This is a genomic window from Chromobacterium fluminis (assembly GCF_011602385.1).
Lineage (GTDB): Bacteria > Pseudomonadota > Gammaproteobacteria > Burkholderiales > Chromobacteriaceae > Chromobacterium > Chromobacterium fluminis.
On sequence record NZ_JAAOMA010000020.1, the window covers coordinates 69687 to 89786 of the forward strand.

The window sequence follows — 20100 nt, forward strand, 5'->3', positions numbered from 1 at the left end:
TGGGTTTGCAGACGAGGCGGGCCGGCAAGCAAAAAAGGTGCGGCTCGCGCCACACCTTAGCTGCGTTGCCGGCGCGGAGCCGGTCTCAGTGGTGGCCGCCTGCCGGGCCGTTCAGCTTGTAGCGGGTGCCGCAATAGGGGCACAGCGCTTCGCCGGTCTTGTGCACGGGCAGGAACACGCGCGGGTGGGAGTTCCAGGACACCATGTCCGGCATCGGGCAATGCAGCGGCAGGTCTTGCTGGGTGACTTCGATCACGCGTTGAGTGTTTTCTTTCTGTTCAGCCATTCTGTATTCCTTGCGGAGCCGCCGCGCGGGCGGCTCGTCTTGCTTAGTTGACGTAGGTCAGCCAGTGCTGGTGTTCGGCATCCAGTCCTTTGACGATGTCGAAGTAGCGCTTCTGGATTTCGGCGGTGATGGTACCACGATTGCCGTCGCCGATCGCGCGTCTGTCGAGTTCGCGGATCGGGGTGACTTCGGCGGCGGTGCCGGTGAAGAAGGCTTCGTCCGCGCTGTAGACCTCGTCGCGGGTGATGCGCTTTTCTACCAGTTCCAGGCCCATTTCCTTGGAGATCTGCACCACGGTGTCGCGGGTGATGCCTTCCAGCGCGCTGGTCAGGTCCGGAGTGTACAGCTTGCCCTTGCGGATGATGAAGATGTTTTCGCCGGAACCTTCTGCCACGAAACCATCCACATCCAGCAGCAAGGCTTCGTCGTAGCCGTCGGCGGTGGCTTCGTTGTTGGCCAGGATGGAGTTCATGTAGTTGCCGTTGGCCTTGGCCTTGCACATGGTGATGTTGACGTGGTGGCGGGTGAAGGAGGAGGTCTTCACGCGGATGCCTTTTTCCAGGCCTTCGTCGCCAAGGTAGGCGCCCCAGGGCCAGGCGGCCACGATTACGCGCACATCGTTCTTCAGCGGCGCCACGCCCAGTTTCCCGGAACCGTAGAAGGCCATCGGACGGAAATAGCAGGATTTCAGGCCGTTGGCCTTGACCACGTCCAGGTGGGCCTGGCTGATCTGTTGCGGAGTGAACGGCAGCGCCATGCCCAGAATCTTGGCGGAGCGGAACAGTCGCGCGGTATGGTCTTCCAGGCGGAAGATGGCCGGACCTTTGGGGGTTTCGTAAGCGCGCACGCCTTCGAACACGCCCATGCCGTAGTGCAGGGTGTGGGTCAGTACGTGGGTGGTGGCGTCGCGCCAGTCCACCATTTCGCCGTCATACCAGATTTTTCCGTCACGATCAGCCATCGACATCTTGGTGTTCTCCAATATTGTGTTTTCGTTTGCAGGTGGGGCCGGATCTTGTCCGACCTCAGAACCTTTTCAAGGTCTCGCGAGCCAGGGCGAGACAAGGCGAAAACGAGCGAAAAAGCGGAATGTACACGTGGTACATGAGCATTTTGAGCTCGTTTTCAACGCCGTATCGCTGAAGCGCAGCAGACTTTGAACTAGGTTCTTATCCAATGAGTTTATCTCGCCCTCATGACGCTGTGAACCGTTTATTTGAGCGCTTGCTCGAATACCCGCTGCCATAGCGCGCGGCACTGGCGATAGTCGTCCAGCAGCGCGCTGTCCGGGGTCACCGTCTGGCGCTCGTTGAGCCGGGCAGCGTGTTGCAGCCGGCGGTAGTGGCGGTAGGCGTTGCGCGCGGCTTCGGCCTCGGCGGCGGGGATCAGTCCGGCCTCGGCGGCGGTGGCCAGCAAAGCGATATTGCCGGCGTTGGCGGTCAGCGCCGGCAGCGCGTGGGCGTGGGCCAGGATCAGGTATTGGACCAGGAATTCGATGTCTATGATGCCGCCGCGCGCGTTTTTCGGGTCTTCGTCGCGGGCGGGGTGGCTGTCCAGCATGCGTTGGCGCATCGCCAGCACTTCGTCGCGCAGAGTGTTGTGCTCGCGCCGGCGGGTGAGGATGGCGTGGCGTTCCTGTTCGAATTGGGCGCCGACGTCGGCGTCTCCGGCCACGTAGCGGGCGCGGGTCAGCGCCTGGTGCTCCCAGACCCAGGCTTGCTGCTCCTGGTATTGGCGGAAAGCGTTGACCGAGCTGACCAGCAGGCCGCTGGCGCCGTTGGGGCGCAGCCGCAGGTCGATGTCGTAGAGCACGCCGGCGGCGGTGGCGCTGGTCAGCCAGGTGGACATCTTGCGCGCCAGCCGCGAATAGAGTTCGGCGGCGTCCGGGTGCTCGTCGTCGTAGAGGAAGATCAGGTCCAGGTCCGAGGCGTAGCCCAGCTCTTTGCCGCCCAGCTTGCCGTAGCCGATGATGGCGAAGCGCGGCGTGTCGCAGTGGCGGCTGGGGATGTCCAGCCAGGCGTGGCGCAGCGTGGCGGCCAGCACGATGTCGGCCAGCAGCGACAGTTGATCGGACAGCGCCTCCACCGTCCACATGCCGGCCAGGTCCTGCGCCACCAGGCGGAAGGATTGCGCGTGCTGGAAGTGGCGCAGCGCGTCCATCTTGGCTTCCACGTCGCCGTCGGCCTGACTCAGCTGCTGTTCCAGCTGTGCTTCCAGTTGCGGCCAGTCCGGCGTGGCGTAGAGCACGCGCGCGTCCAATAGCTCGTCCAGCAGTATCGGGTGGCGGGTCAGATAGCCGGAAACCCAGGCGCTGGATGAGTAGAGCGAGGCCAGCCGCTGCAGGGTCTGCGGGTATTCGGTCAGCAGCGCCAGATAGGATGCGCGGCGGCTGATCGCCTCCATCAAGGCGATGATGCGGGTCAGCGTGGCGTCGGCGTTGTCGAAGCGGGAGGCGACCTCGATCAGCGCCGGCATCAATTGATCGAACTGTTTGCGGCCGTTCAGCGGCATCTGCTGGTAGCGCTGCCCCTGGGCCAGGCTTTGCAGCTGGCGCGCCACTTGTTCCGGCTCGGCGAAGCCCAGCTGGCGCAGCCTCTCCACCGGCAATTCCTCGGCGATGTCGCTCCAGAGTTCGGTGAGCGGATGGTCGGCGGCGCCCTCGGTGGGCAGGATGAACACTTGCTCGAAGTGGCGGGTGACTTTGCGGCGCTGCTGGTTGAGCCGGTTCATGAACTGCTCCCAGTCGGCGCAGCCCATGGCGGCGGCGATGCGGGCGCGGTTGTCCGCGGCGGCGGGCAGGGTTTGGGTTTGCTGGTCGTCCAGGTATTGCAGCCGGTGCTCCAGATTGCGCAGGAAGGCGTAGGCTTGCAGGAGTTCGTCGACGGCGGCGGGTTCCAGCAGCCGTAGTTCGCCCAGTCGGCGCAAGGTTTCGCGGGTGCCGCGCAGTTGCAGGCTGCGGTCGCGGCCGCCGCGTATCAGTTGAAAGACTTGGGCGATGAATTCGACTTCGCGGATGCCGCCGGGGCCTAGTTTGATGTTTTCGGCCATGTCGCGGCGGGCCACTTCGCGGCGGATTTGCGCGTGCAGCTCGCGCATCGCGCCGTAGGCGCTGTAGTCCAGATATTTACGGTAAACGAAGGGGCGCGCCGTGTCGGCCAGCGCCGCCGCGTCGCCGCTGAGCGGCCTGGCCTTGATCCAGGCGTATCGCTCCCATTCCCGGCCCTGGCTCAGCAGGTAGTTTTCCAGCGCGGCGAAGCTCATCGCCAGCGGTCCGGAGTCGCCGTAGGGCCGCAGCCGCATGTCGACGCGGAATACCTGGCCATCGGCAGTGACGTCGTTGAGCAGGGCGATCAGCCGCTTGCCCGCCTGGGTGAAGTATTCGTGGTTGCTGATGGAACGGCCGCCGCGGGAGGCGCCGTCGGTGTCGCCGCTTTCCGGGTAGATGAAAATCAGATCGATGTCGGAACTGACGTTGAGCTCGCCGCCGCCCAACTTGCCCATGCCGATGACGATCAGTTGCTGGACCTCGCCGCTGTCCTCGCCTATCGGCTCGCCGTAGTGGGCCAGGCCGGCTCGCGCGGAGACCAGCGCCCTTTCGACGGCGAAATCGGCCAGCGCGCTGACGGTGGAAACCACCTCGTCCAGATCCGCCAGGCCGTTGAGGTCGCGGCAGATCAGCCGCGCCACCACCGCCTGCCGCAACCGCCGCAGCGCCGGGGCCAGCCCTTCGGCGTCGATCAGCGCTTCCCAATCGGCGAAGGCTTCCATCTCCGCGGCGTCGAAGCGGTGACTCAGTCGGCTTTCCAACCGCGCCTGCTCGGCGGGCTGGGCGGTCAGCAAACGTTGCAGATAGTGAGAAAACTCGCGGCTGCGGGCAATGGCAGCGGCCGTGTTTGCTGGCATAATAGGCCTCTACGGCATGTCAATTCTTGATGGCCACATTGTAACGGTTTGCCGCATTTGGAAAAGCTATTCTCCGTTCTGTCCCATATTCATGTGGTCAAGGTCCTAAAACGGACCTGTACGCTGTTGGGAATGGCCGTCGCTATCGCCTTGACGCTGCTGCTGGCGGCTTTTTGCGCGTTCACTTTCTGGGTGCTGCCCAATCTGAACCAGTTTCGCCAGCCGCTGGAGCGCTATCTGAGTCAGTCGCTGGGGCGGCCTGTGCAGGTGGCGGCCTTATCCGGCGAATGGCTGACCGTGGGGCCGCGTTTCGAGTTGGGCGGCGTCACCATTGCCAATCCGCAGGACGGCAAGGCGCTGACCTTGCGCCAGGTATCGCTGGAGCCGTCGTGGCGTTCGCTGCTGGCGTTGGAGCCGCGCTTGTCCAGCGTGGTGGTCAAGGGGCCGGCGGTTGAGTTGCTGCGTTCGCGCCAGGGCGTGATCTATCTCAACGGCTTCGATCTGAGTTCCAGTCCCGCCGACAGCGGCCTCGGCAATTGGCTGCTGCGCCAGCCCAGCCTGGAGATCAGCGACGCGCGGCTGAGCTGGCAGGACGAACTGCTGGGCCTGCCTCGGCTGGATCTGAGCCAGGGCCAGCTCAAGCTGAGCGCGGGCCTGTTCGGCCATGGCCTGAAGCTGTCCGGCCAGCCGGCGGCGTCGCTGGGCAAGGGCTTCGATTTGGCTGCGTCCTGGCGCGGCGACGACATCGCCGCCTGGCAGCAGTGGTCGGGCTCGATCAAAGTGGCGCTGGACGGCGCCCGGGTGGGCTCGTGGACGCGCTATTTGCAGCAACTGGGCATGCTGCGCAGCGGAGAGGGCAGCGGCACGGTGGAGATGTCCTTCTCCGACGGTGCCATCGACGCCTTGAAAGCCAGCGTCAACGTCCACGACGCCGCCTACACGCCGCCTGATTCCCACGAACTGGTGCTGCCGCGTCTGCAGGGCGAGTTGCAGCTGACGCGTCAGCTCAGCGGCAGCTATAAGGTCAAGGCCAGCCGGCTGAGCTTGGCCAGCGCCAGCGGGCTGGCTTTCGACAACTCCAATATCGATGGCGAGTGGCGCTACGGCGAGCAGGGCTTCGGCCAACTGACGCTGGACAACGTCGACCTCGGCCATCTGACTCCCTTCATCCATGCGCTGGGCGCCGATCGCAACCCGCTGTTCGCGCGCTTTTCGCCCAGCGGCGCGCTGCGTGACCTGACCGTCAGCTGGAAGGGCGCGCTGGAAGCGCCCAAGGCCTTCAAACTCAAGTCCCGTTTTGAAAAACTGGCCTGGCAGCCGTTTGACGAGCTGCCCGGCGTGGCCGGCGTCAGCGGCGCGATCAGCTTTGATGAAAAGGGCGGCCGCTTGCAGTTGGACACCGGAAAGTCCCAGGTCAGCTATCCGTCGGTGTTCGTCGCGCCGCTGGCTTTCGATAAGCTGACCGCCGATGTGGGCTGGCAGCGGCAGGGGCAGGCGGTGGCTTTGGACTTCCGTCAGGTCGCCTTCTCCAACGCCGATCTATCCGGCAGCCTGCAAGGTAGTTACCGGCATCAGGGCGGCGGCGCAGGCGTCGCGGATCTGCGCGCCAGCATCGCCGGAGTGCCGGCGGCCAGGGTGGCGGAGTATCTGCCGCACGAGGTGGGCGAGCACACTTTGCGTTGGTTGCGCCAGGCCTTGCAGGGCGGGCAGCTGCGCCAGGCCACGATGAAGCTGCGCGGCGATCTGGAACAGTTCCCTTTTGCCGGCGGCAAGGGCGGCGAGTTTCTGGTGGAGGCCGAGGTGGAGCGGGCGCGTCTCAGTTATCAGCCCGGCTGGCCTCGCATCGACGACATCGACGCCCAATTGCTGTTCCGCAACGAGCGGATGGAAGTGAACGCGCGCCGCGCCACGACGGTGGGTGTGCCGCTGAGCGGCGTCAAGGCGGTGATAGACAATTTGGGCGCCGCCGTGCCCATGCTGACGGTGGAGGGCCGAGCGGCCGACCGTCTGCAGCGCATGCTGGCCTTCACCACGCAAAGCCCGGTGGACGGCTGGCTGGACGGTTTCACCGGCCAGATCGAAGCCGGCGGCGACGCCAGCTTGGATTTGAAACTGGGGATACCGCTGGCCGGCGAACAGGGCGTGACGGTGCGCGGCGACATCCGCTTCGCCGACAACGCGCTGCGCTTCAAATCCCTGCCGATTCCGCCGCTGAGCAAGGCGCGCGGCCGGCTGACCTTTACCGAACGCGGCGTGGACAGCCCGGGCCTGCAGTTCGTCGGCTTCGGCGGTCCGTTCCAGTTGAAGGCCAACACCGGCGCCGACAAGCGCATGCGTTTCGAACTGGCGGGCCAGGCCGATTCGCGTCAGGTGCTGAAGCAGTATCTGCCGGCGCTGGCGGAGCAGGTGTCGGGCAAGTCCGGCTACCGCGCGCAGTTCGTCGTCAAGCAAGGCCTTGAAAGCCTGACGGTGGCCTCGGACCTGCAGGGCACCGCCTTCGACTTGCCGCCGCCCTTGGCCAAGGCCGCGGCGACGGCTTTACCCCTGCAACTGCAGTTGCGGCCGCAGCAGATGCGAGGCGCGCAGACCCTGCGGCTGGACTTCAGTCTGGACGGCATGCTCGGCGGTCGCTTGCGTTTGAACGAGCACGGCGACTTGCAGGCCGGCGCGCTGGGCGTGGGGCGCGCGCCGGGTGAACCGGCGGCGTCCGGCCTGACGGTGCGGGTAGCGCAGCCCAAGGTGGTGTTGGATGACTGGTTGAAATTGGCGGACGGCGCAACGCTATCCAGCGGAGCCGGCGGGCCGGGGGCCTTGTCGGCTTTGCCTGCCTTGCAGCTGGAACTGGAAACGCCGGAATTGGTATTGCCGGGCCTGAGCCTGCACAAGGTCAACGCCCGCTTGGGCAACCGCGAGTTGTCCAAGGCCTGGACCGTACAGCTGCGCTCCAACGAGATGAGCGGCGACGCCAGCTATCGGCCGGAAGGCAACGGCCTGCTACAGGCCAATCTCAGTCGTCTGGCCTTGAGCCTGCCGGCGGACAAGGAGAAGAAGGAGGGCGCGGCGGAGGCCAAGGCCGGGGCCGGCGGCGAAGCCTCGGTGCTGAACCGCCGGCTGCCTGAGATGAAGGTGCGCGTCGGCGAATTGGTGCTGCAGGGGCGTTCGGTAGGCCGGCTGGAGCTGGAGGCGCGTCGCGAGGGCAGCGTCTGGCAGATGGCGCCCTTGCGGTTGACGACCAACGACGGCACGCTGAAGGCCACGGTGCGTTCGGACGCGCGCGGCGCCGGCAATGTCGACGCCCGCTTTGAATTGAACGTAAGCGACGCCGGCAAGCTGCTGACGCGGCTGGGCCAGGGCGAGATTTTCCGCAACGGCCAGGGCACGCTCAACGGCCGCTTGAGTTGGCCCGGCGGCCTGGGCGATCTGGATTTGGCCAAGGTATCCGGCGAATTGGCGCTAGACTTCAAGGACGGGCGCTTCGCCAAAGTGGATCCGGGCGTGGTCAAGCTGTTGGGCGCGCTCAGCTTGCAATCGCTGCCGCGCCGCATCCGTTTGGACTTCACCGATGTGTTCAGCGATGGTTTTGCCTTCGATAGCCTGAAAGGCGAGGCGCAGGCGCGCAACGGCCTGTTCACTTCTCCCAAGGTGGAGATGAAGGGACCGGGCGCGGACGTGACGATTTCCGGAGAGCTGGATCTGGGCAAGGAAACTCAGGCGCTGAAAGTTCATGTGATGCCGCGCTTGGCAGAAAGCGTGGCGTTGGCGGCGGGTGCGGCCTTGCTCAATCCGGTGGTGGGCATTGCCACGCTGGCGGCGCAGAAAGTGCTGCGCGATCCGGTGGGCCGCATCCTGTCGGTGGATTACGAAGTGAGCGGCTCGCTGCGAGACCCTAAAGTAGTGCGCACGGCGATCGGTCCGATACAGCAGAACAAAGGGGGGAAACCATGAAGCAAAAATTTCTGGCGGCGGCGGTGCAGATGGTGTCAGGCTCTGATGTGACGGCCAATTTACAGCACGCCGCGCATTGGGTGGCGGAAGCCGCCGGCAAAGGCGCGCGGCTGGTGGTCTTGCCCGAGTACTTTTGCCTGATGGGGCGGCAGGAAACCGACAAGGTGGCTGTATGCGAGGCCTATGGCGACGGTCCCATCCAGAGCGCGCTGGCCCGGATGGCGCAGGAGAACAGCGTGTGGCTGGCGGCCGGTACCGTGCCCTTGCGCAGCCCGGAGCCGCAGCGGGTGCTGAACACCACCTTGCTGTTCGACCCGGACGGCGAGGTGCGCGCCCGCTACGACAAGATCCACCTGTTCGGTTTTTCCGGCCTGGGTGAGACTTATTGCGAATCCAACACCATCCGGCCGGGCGAGCAGCCGGTGAAGGCCGACCTCGGCTTTGCCGAGATGGCTTTCGGCATCTGCTACGATCTGCGCTTTCCAGAGCTGTTCCGCCAGCTGTCGCCCTATGATCTGATGATTCTGCCGGCGGCCTTCACCGCCACCACCGGCGAAGCGCACTGGGAGCCGCTGCTGCGCGCGCGCGCTATCGAGAACCAGAGCTATGTGCTGGCCTCGGCGCAGGGCGGAGAACACGACAACGGCCGCAAGACCCACGGGCATTCGATGATCATCGATCCCTGGGGCCGCGTGCTGGCCGAAATAGACAAGGGCGAGGGCGTGATCCTCGCCGAAATAGACCCGACATTGATCCAGTCGGTGCGCACCCGCCTGCCGGCGCTGGCGCACCGCGTACTCGCGTGAAAGAACCCGACACTATGCAAGATGCTTTCTCCGCGGCAGACAGCCTGCTGCTCAAGCCTTACGGCCTGGACGAGGCGGCTTTGGAAGCCACGCTGGCGCGCATGCGCCACCACGCCATCGACTACGCCGATCTCTATTTTCAATACACTCGCAGCGAGGCCTGGAGCCTGGAAGAGGGCATCGTCAAGTCCGGCAGCTTTAGCATTGATCAAGGCGTGGGCGTGCGCGCCGTGGCCGGAGACAAGACCGCCTTCGCCTATTCCGACGCCATCAGCCTGGAGGCGCTGAGCCGCTCCGCCGACGCGGTGCGCGCCATCGGCCAGGCGGGCGGGGACGGTTCCGCCGGCGCGCAGACCCGGCGAGCGCCCAAGCCGCTGTATCCGGCGCTGGACCCGTGCCACAGCCTGGAGGCGGCGGCCAAGGTGGCCTTGTTGGAAAAGGTGGAACGGATGGCCCGGGCGCTGGACCCGCGGGTGATTCAGGTGATGGCCGGCATGGCCAGCGAATACGATGTGGTTTACGTGGCGCGCCACGACGGCGTGCGCGCCGCCGACGTGCGGCCGCTGGTGCGGCTGTCGGTGATGGTGATCGCCGAGCAAGACGGCCGCCGCGAGCAGGGCTCCAGCGGCGGCGGCGGTCGCTTCGACCTGGCCTACTTCGACGACGAGGTGTTGGAGCGCTACGCGCGCCAGGCGGTGCATCAGGCCTTGACCAACTTGGACTCGCGTCCGGCGCCGGCCGGCCAGATGACCGTGGTGTTGGGCCCGGGCTGGCCCGGCGTGCTCTTGCACGAGGCGATAGGCCATGGCCTGGAAGGCGATTTCAACCGCAAGGGCACTTCGGCCTTTTCCGGCAAGATCGGTCAGCGGGTGGCGGCGCCGGGCGTCACGGTGGTGGACGACGGGGTGATGGAAGAGCGCCGCGGCTCGCTGGCGATAGACGACGAGGGCAATCCCACTCAGCGCACCGTGCTGATCGAGGACGGCGTGCTCAAGGGTTATATGCAGGACGCGATGAATTCGCGCCTGATGCAGGTGGGCGCCACCGGCAACGGCCGCCGCGAGTCCTACGCCCACATCCCGATGCCGCGGATGACCAATACCTATATGCTGGCCGGCCAGCACGATCCGCAGGAAATCATCGCCTCGGTTAAGGACGGCCTGTACGCGGTCAATTTCGGTGGCGGCCAGGTGGACATCACTAGCGGCAAGTTCGTGTTTTCCGCGTCGGAAGCCTGGCGCATCGAAAACGGCAAGCTCAGTTACCCGGTCAAGGGCGCCACCCTGATTGGCAACGGGCCGGACGTGCTCAACTACGTCAGCATGATAGGCAATGATTTGCAGCTGGATCAGGGCGTCGGCGTCTGCGGCAAGGAGGGCCAGAGCGTGCCGGTGGGCGTGGGCCAGCCCACGCTGCGCATAGACGGAGGGCTGACCGTGGGCGGCACCGGCGGCTAAGAACCTGTTCAAAGTCTGCTGCGCTTCGGCGATACGGCGTTGAAAACGAGCTCAAAATGCTCATGTACCACTTGTACATTCCGCTTTTTCACTCGTTTTCGCCTTGTCTCGCTCTTGCTCGCGAGACTTTGAACAGGCTCAAAGAACCTGTGTAAACAGGTTCTTTGAGAAAGGCGAAGCGCTGGAGCTTCGCCTTTTTTTACGCCTATTTTCAAATTGAACAAGCAGATCATCCAAATTTAAAGCCAATTATCAAATCCTTTCGGCGGCGACACAATGCGCTGGTCCGGTGTCGCCGTGTTGGCGACGCCGCAATCGGGAGACGATGATGAAAGCTTTGACCTTGGCGCTGGGCTTCGGCCTGGCCTTGACCGCGGCCTTCGCCGGCGCGGCGGAAAACCTGCCGCAACCGGCGCGGGTGTGGGCGGACCGTCCGGCCGGTAGCACGGCGGCGGTGAAGTTGGCCGCGCTGCGTTACGCGGCGTTCTGGAACAGCGGCGATCCGCGCTACGCCGAACTGGCCTTGGACCCCGACTTCATCGACCGCACCCTGCCCGCCGGCCGTCAGCAGGGCGTGGCCGGTCCCTTGCAGGCTTCGCGCCAGTTCCGCGCCGCGGTGCCGGATTTGAAGGTGGACGTCACCGACATGGTGCTGGCCGGCGACCGCGTCGCGCTGCGCCTGCATTTCCAGGGCCATTTCAGCGGCCGCTTCGGCGACGTGCAAGGCCAGGGCCAGCCGGTGGAGTTCCAGGCCTTCGACCTGTACCGCGTCAAGAACGGCCGCATCGCCGAGAACTGGCATCTGGAAGACAATCTGACCCTGATGCAGCAACTGGGCGTGGTGAAGCCATGAGCGCGGGGGGTTTTGCTTTCCACGGCCAGACCGTGGCGGTGCTGGGCGGCGGCTCCGGCATCGGCCGGGCGGTGGCGGACGCGGCCGCGGCGGCCGGCGCGCGGGTCTATGTGCTGGGACGCAGCGCCCAATCCGAGGCGGATCGCGAAGGCATCCAGGCGGACATGACCGACAGCCGGGCATTGGCCCGGGCCTTCGCCGACATCGGCCGCATCGATCATCTGGTGCTGACCGCAGGCGCCCGGGTCGGCGCGCCGGCCTTGGCCGAGTTGAGCGAGGAGGCCTTGCGGCAGACTTTCGACGTCAAGCTGTTCGGCAGCCTGCTGGCGGTGCGCGAGGCCTTGCCCTATCTGACGGAGCGGGCGTCGGTAACCTTCACCTCCGGCCTGCTGGCGCGCAAATTCTCCAGCGGCGGCCTGCTGAAAAGCACGGTCAACGCCGCGCTGGAAGCGGCGGCCAAGAATCTGGCCAAGGAACTGGCGCCGCGCCGCGTCAACGTGGTCAGCCCCGGCGTGGTGGACACCGAGCTATGGGGCGAGGCCGGCTCGGCCGCGCGCCAGGCGACGCTGGCGCGCATCGGCCAGGGCCTGCCCGTCGGCCGCGTCGGCCAGCCGCGGGAATTGGCGCAAGCCTATCTGCTGGCGATGGCCAACGGCTTCATCTCCGGCGCGGTGCTGGACGTGGAGGGCGGGGCCTTGTTGTAGGCCCTGGCCCAAGAGAGAGGACTCGAGATGTCCGATACCCTACCCATTAATCGTCGCCAGTTCCTGGCCGGCGCGGCCGCGGGCGGCACCGCGCTGATGCTGGCGCACGGCGCGGCGCTGGCGGCGACAGGAGCAAGCAAAATGACGGCAATTTCAACAAGCGGCGGCGCCTTCTGGCCGAACGGCGCCCGCCTGGCGATTTCGATTTCCATGCAGTTCGAGGCCGGCGCGCAGCCGGAGCGCGGCGCCAGCGGGCCGTTTCCGCCGCTGGACCCCAAGTACGCGGATCTGCCGATGCAAAGCTGGTACGACTACGGCGTGAAGGAGGGCATTCCGCGGCTGCTGGACTTGTGGGACCGCACCGGGGTCAAGGTGACTTCGCACATGGTGGGGCTGGCGGTGGACCGCAGCCCGCGGCTGGCGCGCGAGATCGTGGCGCGCGGCCACGAGGCGGCGGCGCACGGTCAAACCTGGGAGCCGCAATACCCGATGACGCCGGAGCAGGAACTGGCGGCCTACAGCGCCAATATCGCCAGCATCGAGCGCGCCACCGGCACGCGGCCGGTGGGCTTCAACGCCTTCTGGCTGCGCGGCACGCCCAATACCCTGAGCATTCTGCAGCAACTGGGCTTTCTCTATCACATCGACAACGTCAGCCGTGACGAGCCGTTCACGGTGGCGGTCAAGGGCAAGCCATTCGTGGTGGTGCCTTATACCTTGCGCAACAACGACATCGTGCGTTTCGATTCGCCGGCGCTGAGCAATGAGGCTTATCTGTCGGATCTGAAGGCCGAATTCGACGTGCTTTACGCCGAGGCAGGTTCGCGGCGGCGGATGATGTCGATCAGTACCCACGACCGCATTTCCGGCTCGCCGGCGCGGGTCAAGGCGCTGGAGCAGTTCATCCGCTATGCGCAAAGCCATGCCGGCGTCGCCTTCATGCGCAAGGACGAGATCGCGCGCTACGCCTTGCAGGCGGACAAGGTGCCGGCGGACTGAGTTCTTGAGTCGGGTTCCCAAACCGCGGGACGGTCATAGGCCGCGCCGCGGTTTTCTTAGAGCCTGTTTACGATCTTTTGTCTGTGCTTTGTGTGATCTTGCTAGGAGTATTGCACCAGGGGAAACAGGTGGGATGAACTAGGATGAGGTGGGATGAGGTAGGTGTAATCCCCGTCTGGGCCGGCTTCCAGCGTTTTAGTACGCTGCCGGCCTTTAATTTTTATGGCTTTGCACAGTGCCCTGAGAAGAGCGATAAATTTGTGCTTATTTTTGCATTCGTAGCGATGTGGCTTGAGGTACTTTGCTCGTTGTTGTTGACCGTACTCCCATCGTTTTTTGGCGTACGGCCAGAGTACGAGAAACCACACGATTGCGGTTTGCCATCGATCCTCTGCCCAGTAGTGGGCGCAGGCTATAGACACCGGTGCTGCGCCGCGCATCATGCTGTAAATTAGCCTGAGCGGGACGGACTTATTTGTATACCGGGGGTCGTTTGCTGCGTCTTCGGTTCGGTTGATCTGTTCAGATCGTATGTGGGCAGCCGGCCGGGCCTGGGACAGTAGGCTTTTGAGTCGATCGACTGCTTCCTGATCCCCCATCGCCGCTATGCCGTTGCAATGAACATGACTTGAATATCATACGTTAGTAATATCACTCCCTCAAGCAGATGAGGGCGCTGTCACGCCGCCAAGGCGCTAAGAAGTGCAGTGATTTCTTGTTGGTTTACCGTGTTCCTTGTCCGTAGGTAGCGATAGAGTATCCCGATTACCTCCGCTTTCTTAGCGGCTTCTAGTTCCAGGTGTTCCTCAACTAGCCATTCCTCAAGTGCACGAACACTCAGCTTAATTGTCCTGACGATTTCCTCGTCGTCTTGTTTCACTTCTTCCGCGGGCCCTGGCGCCGGCTTGTCGCCTTGCGCAATATTCTCCCTCCCTGTCGCCAGCCACATCAAATCAACCTCGGCAGCGATGGCTAGATTCACCATGGCATCAAACCGAGGACTGCTGTCGCCGCGGATATACGTTCGCAACATCACTTCCGACACCCCAACCGCGGCAGCGGCCTTTGAGCGCGTCCCAATTTTCTTGCAAGCCGCATCTATCCGCCCACCCAGGCCGGGTTGCAGAAAGGAAACAGCCGGCTCGGCTGTGTCCAAATGCTTTTCTTCGATCATAAGCCATTGTTCCGAAATAATATTTTCGCATCCGCGCACTGAAATCACCTCTCAACAATGGAAACCGAAAGGAAACTCTAGGCATGGCAATTGGAAAAACAAAAGAAAACCATTGTATCGAAAGTATTTAATCGATAACCTTCACTCATTGGATAACCCAACGGTAACCACTCATGAGTGAATCGAACACCCCAAAAAAACCCGCTGGCGATTGGCATCGAGCGGATGTAGTGGCGGAGTTGCACAAAGCGGGTTGGTCGCTGCGTAAATTATCTGCGGCCCATGGAATGAGTCCTGGAACGCTGAAATCGGCACTGGACCGGCCTTGGCTCAAAGCGGAGCAGATCATCGCTGCCGCAATTGGCTGCTCGCCAGAGACTATCTGGCCGAACCGCTACGCAAAGCGGCATTTTACGCCGGTTTGCCGTGCAGTGTCCGCCAATTCTCTTGAGTTCCGCCCTAGTCGCTTGGCTTCCAAGTGAATGGTAGAGAACCGTTCCCGGAATAACTACCACATCATTTCTCGTTCAGGAGTTTAGGCAAATGGGAAAACGACAATCACAAATCGTTCCATCGAGTCTTGATGAGGCGATTGAGCGCCAAGTCGACGCCGCCGCCAAACGTGGCCTGGTCCCCAAGCGGATGGCGGACCTGATGGGGGTTGAGGTGAAAACTTATTATCGCTGGCTGGCGGACAGCAGCATGCCGCTGAACCGCATTCGCCAATTCGAAACATTTTGTATGGCATCCCATATCAGTGAATACCTTTGCATGGCCCACGGCGACAAGGTCGTTGTTGCCATCCCATCAGGCCGTTCGGCCAAAGCTAGCGACCTTGGTGAAATGCAGGCCAACTTTGGCGAGGTCATCATGCTGCTGGAGCAGTGCTACCGCGACAAAACTAGCATCGCAGAAACCCTGACCTTGCTCAGTGTGGTTCTTTCTCAAGCAGCTTATCACCGCGAAAACATCCGCAAAATTTGCCAGCCCGAGCTGGACTTTCAGGGGGCGCAGATATGACCCCGCTACGGTCCTTTTTTAGTTCATCCGAACTTGCTGCAATGAAATTACCAGGATTGCCCGGCACCGCCCAGGGCATCCGCATTGCGGCAGAGCGTGAGGCTTGGGTTTCGCGCCCACGCACTAAAGGTAAAGGGGTCGAGTATTCGATCACCAGTCTTTCTGTTGAAGCCGTCCGCACCATCCAGGCCCGTGCCGCCGCCGCCGGCCGCATTGAACAACTGATGGACCCCACCGCCGCCCCGGCGATTCATAGCCGCATTCCTAGCTCGCAAATGAGCCTGCTAGACGCTGAAAACCGCCGCGAGGCCGACCGCCAAGTGCTGCTGCGGCTGCCGAAACTGACGCCAAAACAGGTCGCTCGCTTCGAAGCGCGCCGCAGTATCACCCTAGCCTGGTACACCTATCTCAAGCTCCACGGCATGCGGCCGTCGCGCAAGTTGTACGAAGCCTTTGTCAGCCACTTCAACGCCGGCCATCTGCAGGCGAATAAGGTGCAATACCCGGAGCTGGCCATTGCCACCGCCGGCGTGATTGAGCAGATCGCGCTGCGGACTCTGCAAATGTGGGTGTCCGACTACGAAAAAACCGGCCTTTCTGCCTTCGTCGACAAACTGGACGGCAGCCGCCAGCGCGGCCGCTGTCAGATCAGTTTGCAGCCGGATTTGCACAACTTCACTCTCGGCATGCTTGTCAGCAACCCGCATATCAAGCCGGTCCACTTGGAACAGGCCGCCGCCGCCCGTTTTGCCGGCCACAGCAACGTGTCCGTGCCCGGATACCACGCGTTCCGCCGCTTCATCAATCAATGGAAAACCGACAACGCCGAGCTGTTTACCGCCCTAATCAACCCGGACGCGTGGAAAAACCAGCACATGTCGGCGTTTGGCTCCGCATCTGAAGACGTATTCGGCTTGAACCAGCGCTGGGAGTTCGACTCCACCCCGGCCGATCTGATGCTGACCGATGGCCGTTACTGCCTGCTCGGCGTCATCGACGTCTGGAGCCGCCGCGCCAAGTTGTTGGTTGCCAAAACCAGCCGCGCCCTGGGCGTTGGCGTCCTGGTCCGGGCCGCGCTGCTGGACTGGGGTAAATGCGCAGAGGCCAAAACCGACAACGGGCAAGAGTATGTCGGCGTCTACGTCGACGACGTGTTCCGCGCACTGGACATTGAGCAGATCAAATGCCCGCCGTTCCAGCCCTGGCACAAACCGCATATCGAACGGCTGTTCCGCACCTTCTCGCATGACCTGCTTGAGTTGCTGCCCGGATACATCGGCCACAACGTCGCCGAGCGTAAAGCAATCGAAGCACGGCAGGCGTTCTCGGAACGGCTGTTCACCAAAAACACAGTGTTGGATGTCGGCATGAGCAGCCAGCAGCTGCAAGCGTTCTGCGACCAATGGCTGGTGCGCTACAACAACGCGCCGCACAGCCAGTTGGAAATGAGCCCATTTGCCAAAGCGGCGACCTGGACCGGCGAGGTCGAGCAGATCGACAACCCGCGCCTGCTCGACGTGCTACTTGCTGAGCGCATCGACCGCACCGTGCTGAAAAAAGGCCTGCAGATCGACGGCGGTTGGTTCATCGCCCCGGAACTTGCCGTCAACCTAATAGGACGTCAGGTCCAGGTCCGGCTGGACCCCACCGACCTGGGCCGCGTCTACGTGTTCCACGACGGCCAGTTCATCTGCGTGGCCGAATGTCCGGAACGCACCGGCATGGACCGCCAGCGAGTGGCGCAGCAGGCCAAGCAGTTACAGACCGCAGAGGTCAGCCGCCAGAAGCGCGAACTCAAGGCGCTGGCGCGCAGAGTGAACACCGACGAGGTGGTGCAGGAAATCCTGCGGGCCGACGCCGAGCGCGCCGGCAAGTTGGTCACATTGCCGCGGCCGGCCGCCGCCGTCGACACCGAGGGCACCCGCGCCGCCGCCGCCGCCGTCCAGGCGGTCGACAATCCCCAATCCAACATCCCGCTAGCGATTCAACGCCAGCAAGCGCTGGCCGCCAAAGCCGCGCCGGCCCCGGTCGACATCCCGCGCAGCGATGAGGCGATTTTCCGCCGCTGGCTGGAGCTGGCCGACCTGGTCGAACACGGCCAGCCGATACCCGATAACGAACAGCGCTTTTTCGCCAGCTTCCCCAAAACCCCGCGCTTTATGGTCCAGCAAGAAAAGCACCAACGGCAGCAGGCCAACCAGTCGCGCAACGTCGGAAATCATTAGCAACAGGAGCTTGAAACATGACTTTGAACGCTACCGCCGACATTACCAATGTCGATCTGATGCAGGCCACCGCGCTGCGCCTGCTGAACCGCCCCAGCGGCTCCGATGGCCTGGCCGTGATGTTCGGCCCCAGCGGCTACGGCAAAACCCAGGCGGCGACCCAGGCCTATCTGCGTCACAACGGCTATTTCGTCAGAGTCTCCGATTCCTGGACCTGCAAAACCTTCCTGCAAAAAGTGCTGGCTGAGATGGACATCCAGCCGGAGCGCACCACCAGCGCCATGCTGGACCAGGTCGCGCAGCAGCTGTCCACCAGCCAGCGGCCGCTGATCATCGACGAGGCCGACTATGCGGCGGACAAGCCGAGGCTAATTCAACTGATACGGGACATTCACGATACAAGCTGGCGCGCCAGCATCATTTTGGTCGGCGAGGAAGCGCTGCCGCACAAGTTGGCGCGCTGGGAGCGCGTCCACAGCCGGGTGCTGGACTGGGTGCCGGCCCAGCCGGTCAGCCTGGCCGACGCCCGCAAACTAGCGCCGATCTATTGTGCCGACCTGCCGGTCGCGGACTGCCTGCTGCAGCGCGTGGTTGACGAGGCCCGCGGCTCGGTGCGCCGCGTCGGCAACAACCTGAACCTGATCAACGAGGAGGGTCTGGTTGAGGGCTGGGAGGTGGCCACGCTGGACATGTGGGGCGCCCGGCCGCTGTACAACGGCAAAGCGCCGACGCGGAGACTGCCGCAATGAATGCGCCACGCAACGGCCGCAAGCCGGCTCAGCTGGAACTGGCCGGCGGCAAAAGCCCGCGCCAGTTGGCATGGGAAACCATCCGCGCCCGCCGCGACGGCTTCACGCTCAACGACGTCGCTTGCTACGCCGATATCGATATCCAGACCGCCAAAGCCTATCTGCAGGCGCTGGAACGCGGTGGCTACATCAGCAGCACCAGCCCGCGCCGCAACGCCATCGCCGCCAAAACCTACCAGCTGGCCAACGACTGTGGCGTCGATGCGCCGCGGCTGAATCGTCACGGCCAGGTGGTGAATCGTGGCATCGGCAACACAAACATGTGGCGCGTGATTCGCATGAGCAAAAGTGATTTCGACTATCACAGCATCGCCCGTAACGCCTCCACGCCAGACCACCAGATCGCCCCGTCCACCGCGAAAAACTACCTGCTCGCGCTGGAGCAGGCCGGCTATCTGGACATCGTCCAGCCCTCGCAAGGCAAACGCGGCGGCGGCAACAGCCCTTGCCGGCTGCGACTGCGCCCCATCCACCCCATTACCGGCAAAGCGCCGGGACCGAGGGCGCCGATGGTCCAGCTTCTGAAAACGGTTTACGACCCGAACTGGGCGCAGATCGTGCAGCAGGAGGCTCCGGGCGATGACTAACTGGATTGAGACCTTGCGCGCCGCTGTGCTGGCCCAGGGCCAGCAGGCGGTAGCGCGCCGGCTGAACTACTCGCGCACCACCATCAGTCTGGTGTTGGCCGGCAAATACGGCGGCCGCGTCGACCTGGTGCAAAACGCGGTGCAAACGGAGCTAGGCACCGTCGCGTGCCCGTTCTCCGGGCAGACCATCGCCCGCGACGTCTGCGCGACGATTTCGACAGAACCCATCCCCACCCATAACCCCAGCAAATTGGCGAACTGGCAGCACTGCCGGCATTGCCCCAACCGCAGCACAGGAGAGTGACGATGTTACATAGCGAAACCGCTGCTCTGCAGCGCATCCAATCAAATCAGCAGCTGCACGAGCAGCCTGTTGCCGGCCGGGATTTTTTCCAGATCCGCCGGTGCATGCTGGATTGCCAGCCGGCGCTGCAGCTGACAATCGATTTATACCGCCAGCGTTTTGAGGCGGGCCGCGTCGACTTCTGGAGCGACGACGAGCAGCGGATCGACGAGCTGCAGGTCAACATGCCGATGGGCCGCCAAGCCTTCATGCTCTTGTACCGGATAGCGCGCTGCTGCCAGCACCGCCGGCCGCTGAATCTCTACGTGGCCGAGGTCCGGCCATGACCGCCGCCCAGCCGCTGGGCCGGCCGGTGCCCAATGTCTACATGCTGGCCGGCGCCCACCGGATCGCCGCCGCGATTGAGCTGCTGAGCCGCGAGGGTTTGACGGTGCTGAGTTCGATACAGGAACACCCGTTGAAACCCACCATCCGCGTGCGCCACAGCATCCAGTGCGACCGGCTGATCGCCACCGGCGAGGCCAAGTTTTACTCGTTCGGCCGCAACGATGACGGCCGCTATCGCGAGGCCCAGTTCGAACGCGCCGGCTGCCGCGTGATCTGGACCCAGTACCGCTAAACCCCAGCCCACGACAACCCCGTAACGATCAGGAGCATGACATGCAAACCGAACGCAAAAACTATCTCGCAATCCGCCGCAATCGCGGGCTGAACCAGAACGAATTTTGGAGCCAGGTAGGCATCACTCAATCCGGCGGCTCGCGCTATGAGAACCATCGCAACATCCCGAAACCGGTCGCAGAACTGGTCCGCCTGCAGCACGAGCTTGACATCGACACGCGGCTGATCAGCAGCGGCAACGCCGACCTGATTCGCGCCGTGATCGGCGGGACGCTGGACGCCGAGCAGCTGCGCCAAGCCGCCGAACGCTTCCAGATGCTGCTCGCCTCCATGAACCGGGCGGCGGCGGAGGCCGCCGAGCTGGCCGGCAACGTCGACAAGCTGATGACGGGCCGGGAGGGCTGATC

19 protein-coding genes are annotated in these 20100 nt (G+C 63.7%); 15 read left to right on the top strand and 4 right to left on the bottom strand.

Annotation, left to right across the window (positions count from 1 at the left end; genetic code table 11):
- Positions 1-85: 85 nt before the first annotated feature.
- The 3 genes from HA052_RS14905 to glnE all read right to left on the bottom strand — a co-directional run bounded on the left by HA052_RS14905 (position 86) and on the right by glnE (position 4189).
- Complete coding sequence (locus HA052_RS14905; RefSeq protein ID WP_166452475.1) at positions 86-286, bottom strand: zinc-finger domain-containing protein; 201 nt, start codon at positions 284-286, stop codon at positions 86-88.
- Positions 287-329: 43 nt separating this feature from the next.
- Positions 330-1253, bottom strand: coding sequence for a branched-chain amino acid transaminase (locus HA052_RS14910; RefSeq protein ID WP_081544506.1), 924 nt, complete (start codon positions 1251-1253; stop codon positions 330-332).
- Positions 1254-1498: 245 nt separating this feature from the next.
- Entirely contained in the window at positions 1499-4189 is a 2691-nt protein-coding gene (glnE, locus tag HA052_RS14915) for a bifunctional [glutamate--ammonia ligase]-adenylyl-L-tyrosine phosphorylase/[glutamate--ammonia-ligase] adenylyltransferase (protein ID WP_166452476.1), read from the bottom strand.
- A 93-nt stretch (positions 4190-4282) separates the two neighbouring features.
- On the opposite strand from glnE, the gene HA052_RS14920 reads away from it, so the two are divergent.
- The 6 genes from HA052_RS14920 (at position 4283) to HA052_RS14945 (ending at position 12953) form a co-directional block, all read left to right on the top strand.
- Complete coding sequence (locus tag HA052_RS14920) at positions 4283-8134, top strand: YhdP family protein (protein WP_439823239.1); 3852 nt, start codon at positions 4283-4285, stop codon at positions 8132-8134.
- Complete coding sequence (locus HA052_RS14925; protein WP_166452478.1) at positions 8131-8940, top strand: carbon-nitrogen hydrolase family protein; 810 nt, start codon at positions 8131-8133, stop codon at positions 8938-8940. Before HA052_RS14920 ends, HA052_RS14925 begins: the two co-directional genes overlap by 4 nt.
- Positions 8941-8954: 14 nt before the next feature.
- The gene (gene tldD / locus HA052_RS14930) at positions 8955-10397 is read left to right on the top strand and encodes a metalloprotease TldD (RefSeq protein ID WP_166452479.1); all 1443 of its coding nucleotides are present in this window, start codon (positions 8955-8957) and stop codon (positions 10395-10397) included.
- A gap of 328 nt (positions 10398-10725) precedes the next feature.
- Positions 10726-11250, top strand: a complete 525-nt coding sequence (locus tag HA052_RS14935) for an ester cyclase (RefSeq protein ID WP_081544511.1) — start codon at positions 10726-10728, stop codon at positions 11248-11250.
- Positions 11247-11954, top strand: a complete 708-nt coding sequence (locus tag HA052_RS14940) for an SDR family oxidoreductase (protein WP_081544512.1) — start codon at positions 11247-11249, stop codon at positions 11952-11954. The genes HA052_RS14935 and HA052_RS14940 overlap by 4 nt, the downstream gene beginning before the upstream one ends.
- A 27-nt stretch (positions 11955-11981) precedes the next feature.
- On the top strand, positions 11982-12953 hold the full coding sequence (locus HA052_RS14945) for a polysaccharide deacetylase family protein (protein ID WP_166452480.1): 972 nt from the start codon (positions 11982-11984) through the stop codon (positions 12951-12953).
- Between the two features lie 679 nt (positions 12954-13632).
- On the opposite strand, the gene HA052_RS14950 is transcribed toward HA052_RS14945, so the two are convergent.
- Positions 13633-14127: a helix-turn-helix domain-containing protein gene (locus HA052_RS14950; protein WP_166452481.1), complete on the bottom strand. Its 495-nt coding sequence runs from the start codon at positions 14125-14127 to the stop codon at positions 13633-13635.
- 173 nt (positions 14128-14300) lie between these two features.
- Between HA052_RS14950 and HA052_RS14955 the strand changes: the two genes are divergently transcribed.
- The 9 genes from HA052_RS14955 (at position 14301) to HA052_RS27380 (ending at position 20098) form a co-directional block, all read left to right on the top strand.
- Complete coding sequence (locus HA052_RS14955; RefSeq protein WP_166452482.1) at positions 14301-14609, top strand: helix-turn-helix domain-containing protein; 309 nt, start codon at positions 14301-14303, stop codon at positions 14607-14609.
- Between the two features lie 61 nt (positions 14610-14670).
- Positions 14671-15147: a hypothetical protein gene (locus HA052_RS14960; RefSeq protein ID WP_166452483.1), complete on the top strand. Its 477-nt coding sequence runs from the start codon at positions 14671-14673 to the stop codon at positions 15145-15147.
- A 41-nt stretch (positions 15148-15188) separates the two neighbouring features.
- Positions 15189-17372, top strand: coding sequence for a Mu transposase C-terminal domain-containing protein (locus tag HA052_RS14965; protein ID WP_166452484.1), 2184 nt, complete (start codon positions 15189-15191; stop codon positions 17370-17372).
- Positions 17373-17389: 17 nt separating this feature from the next.
- On the top strand, positions 17390-18121 hold the full coding sequence (locus HA052_RS14970) for an AAA family ATPase (protein ID WP_206118914.1): 732 nt from the start codon (positions 17390-17392) through the stop codon (positions 18119-18121).
- Positions 18118-18768 (top strand): hypothetical protein, encoded by a 651-nt coding sequence (locus HA052_RS14975; RefSeq protein WP_166452485.1) that lies wholly within the window; start codon positions 18118-18120, stop codon positions 18766-18768. Before HA052_RS14970 ends, HA052_RS14975 begins: the two co-directional genes overlap by 4 nt.
- Positions 18761-19072 (top strand): XRE family transcriptional regulator, encoded by a 312-nt coding sequence (locus HA052_RS14980; RefSeq protein ID WP_166452486.1) that lies wholly within the window; start codon positions 18761-18763, stop codon positions 19070-19072. Before HA052_RS14975 ends, HA052_RS14980 begins: the two co-directional genes overlap by 8 nt.
- Before the next feature lie 2 nt (positions 19073-19074).
- Entirely contained in the window at positions 19075-19398 is a 324-nt protein-coding gene (locus HA052_RS14985) for a hypothetical protein (RefSeq protein WP_166452487.1), read from the top strand.
- Positions 19395-19691, top strand: a complete 297-nt coding sequence (locus tag HA052_RS14990; RefSeq protein WP_166452488.1) for an HI_1482 family protein — start codon at positions 19395-19397, stop codon at positions 19689-19691. Before HA052_RS14985 ends, HA052_RS14990 begins: the two co-directional genes overlap by 4 nt.
- A 41-nt stretch (positions 19692-19732) precedes the next feature.
- On the top strand, positions 19733-20098 hold the full coding sequence (locus tag HA052_RS27380; protein WP_206118919.1) for a helix-turn-helix domain-containing protein: 366 nt from the start codon (positions 19733-19735) through the stop codon (positions 20096-20098).
- Positions 20099-20100 lie beyond the last annotated feature (2 nt).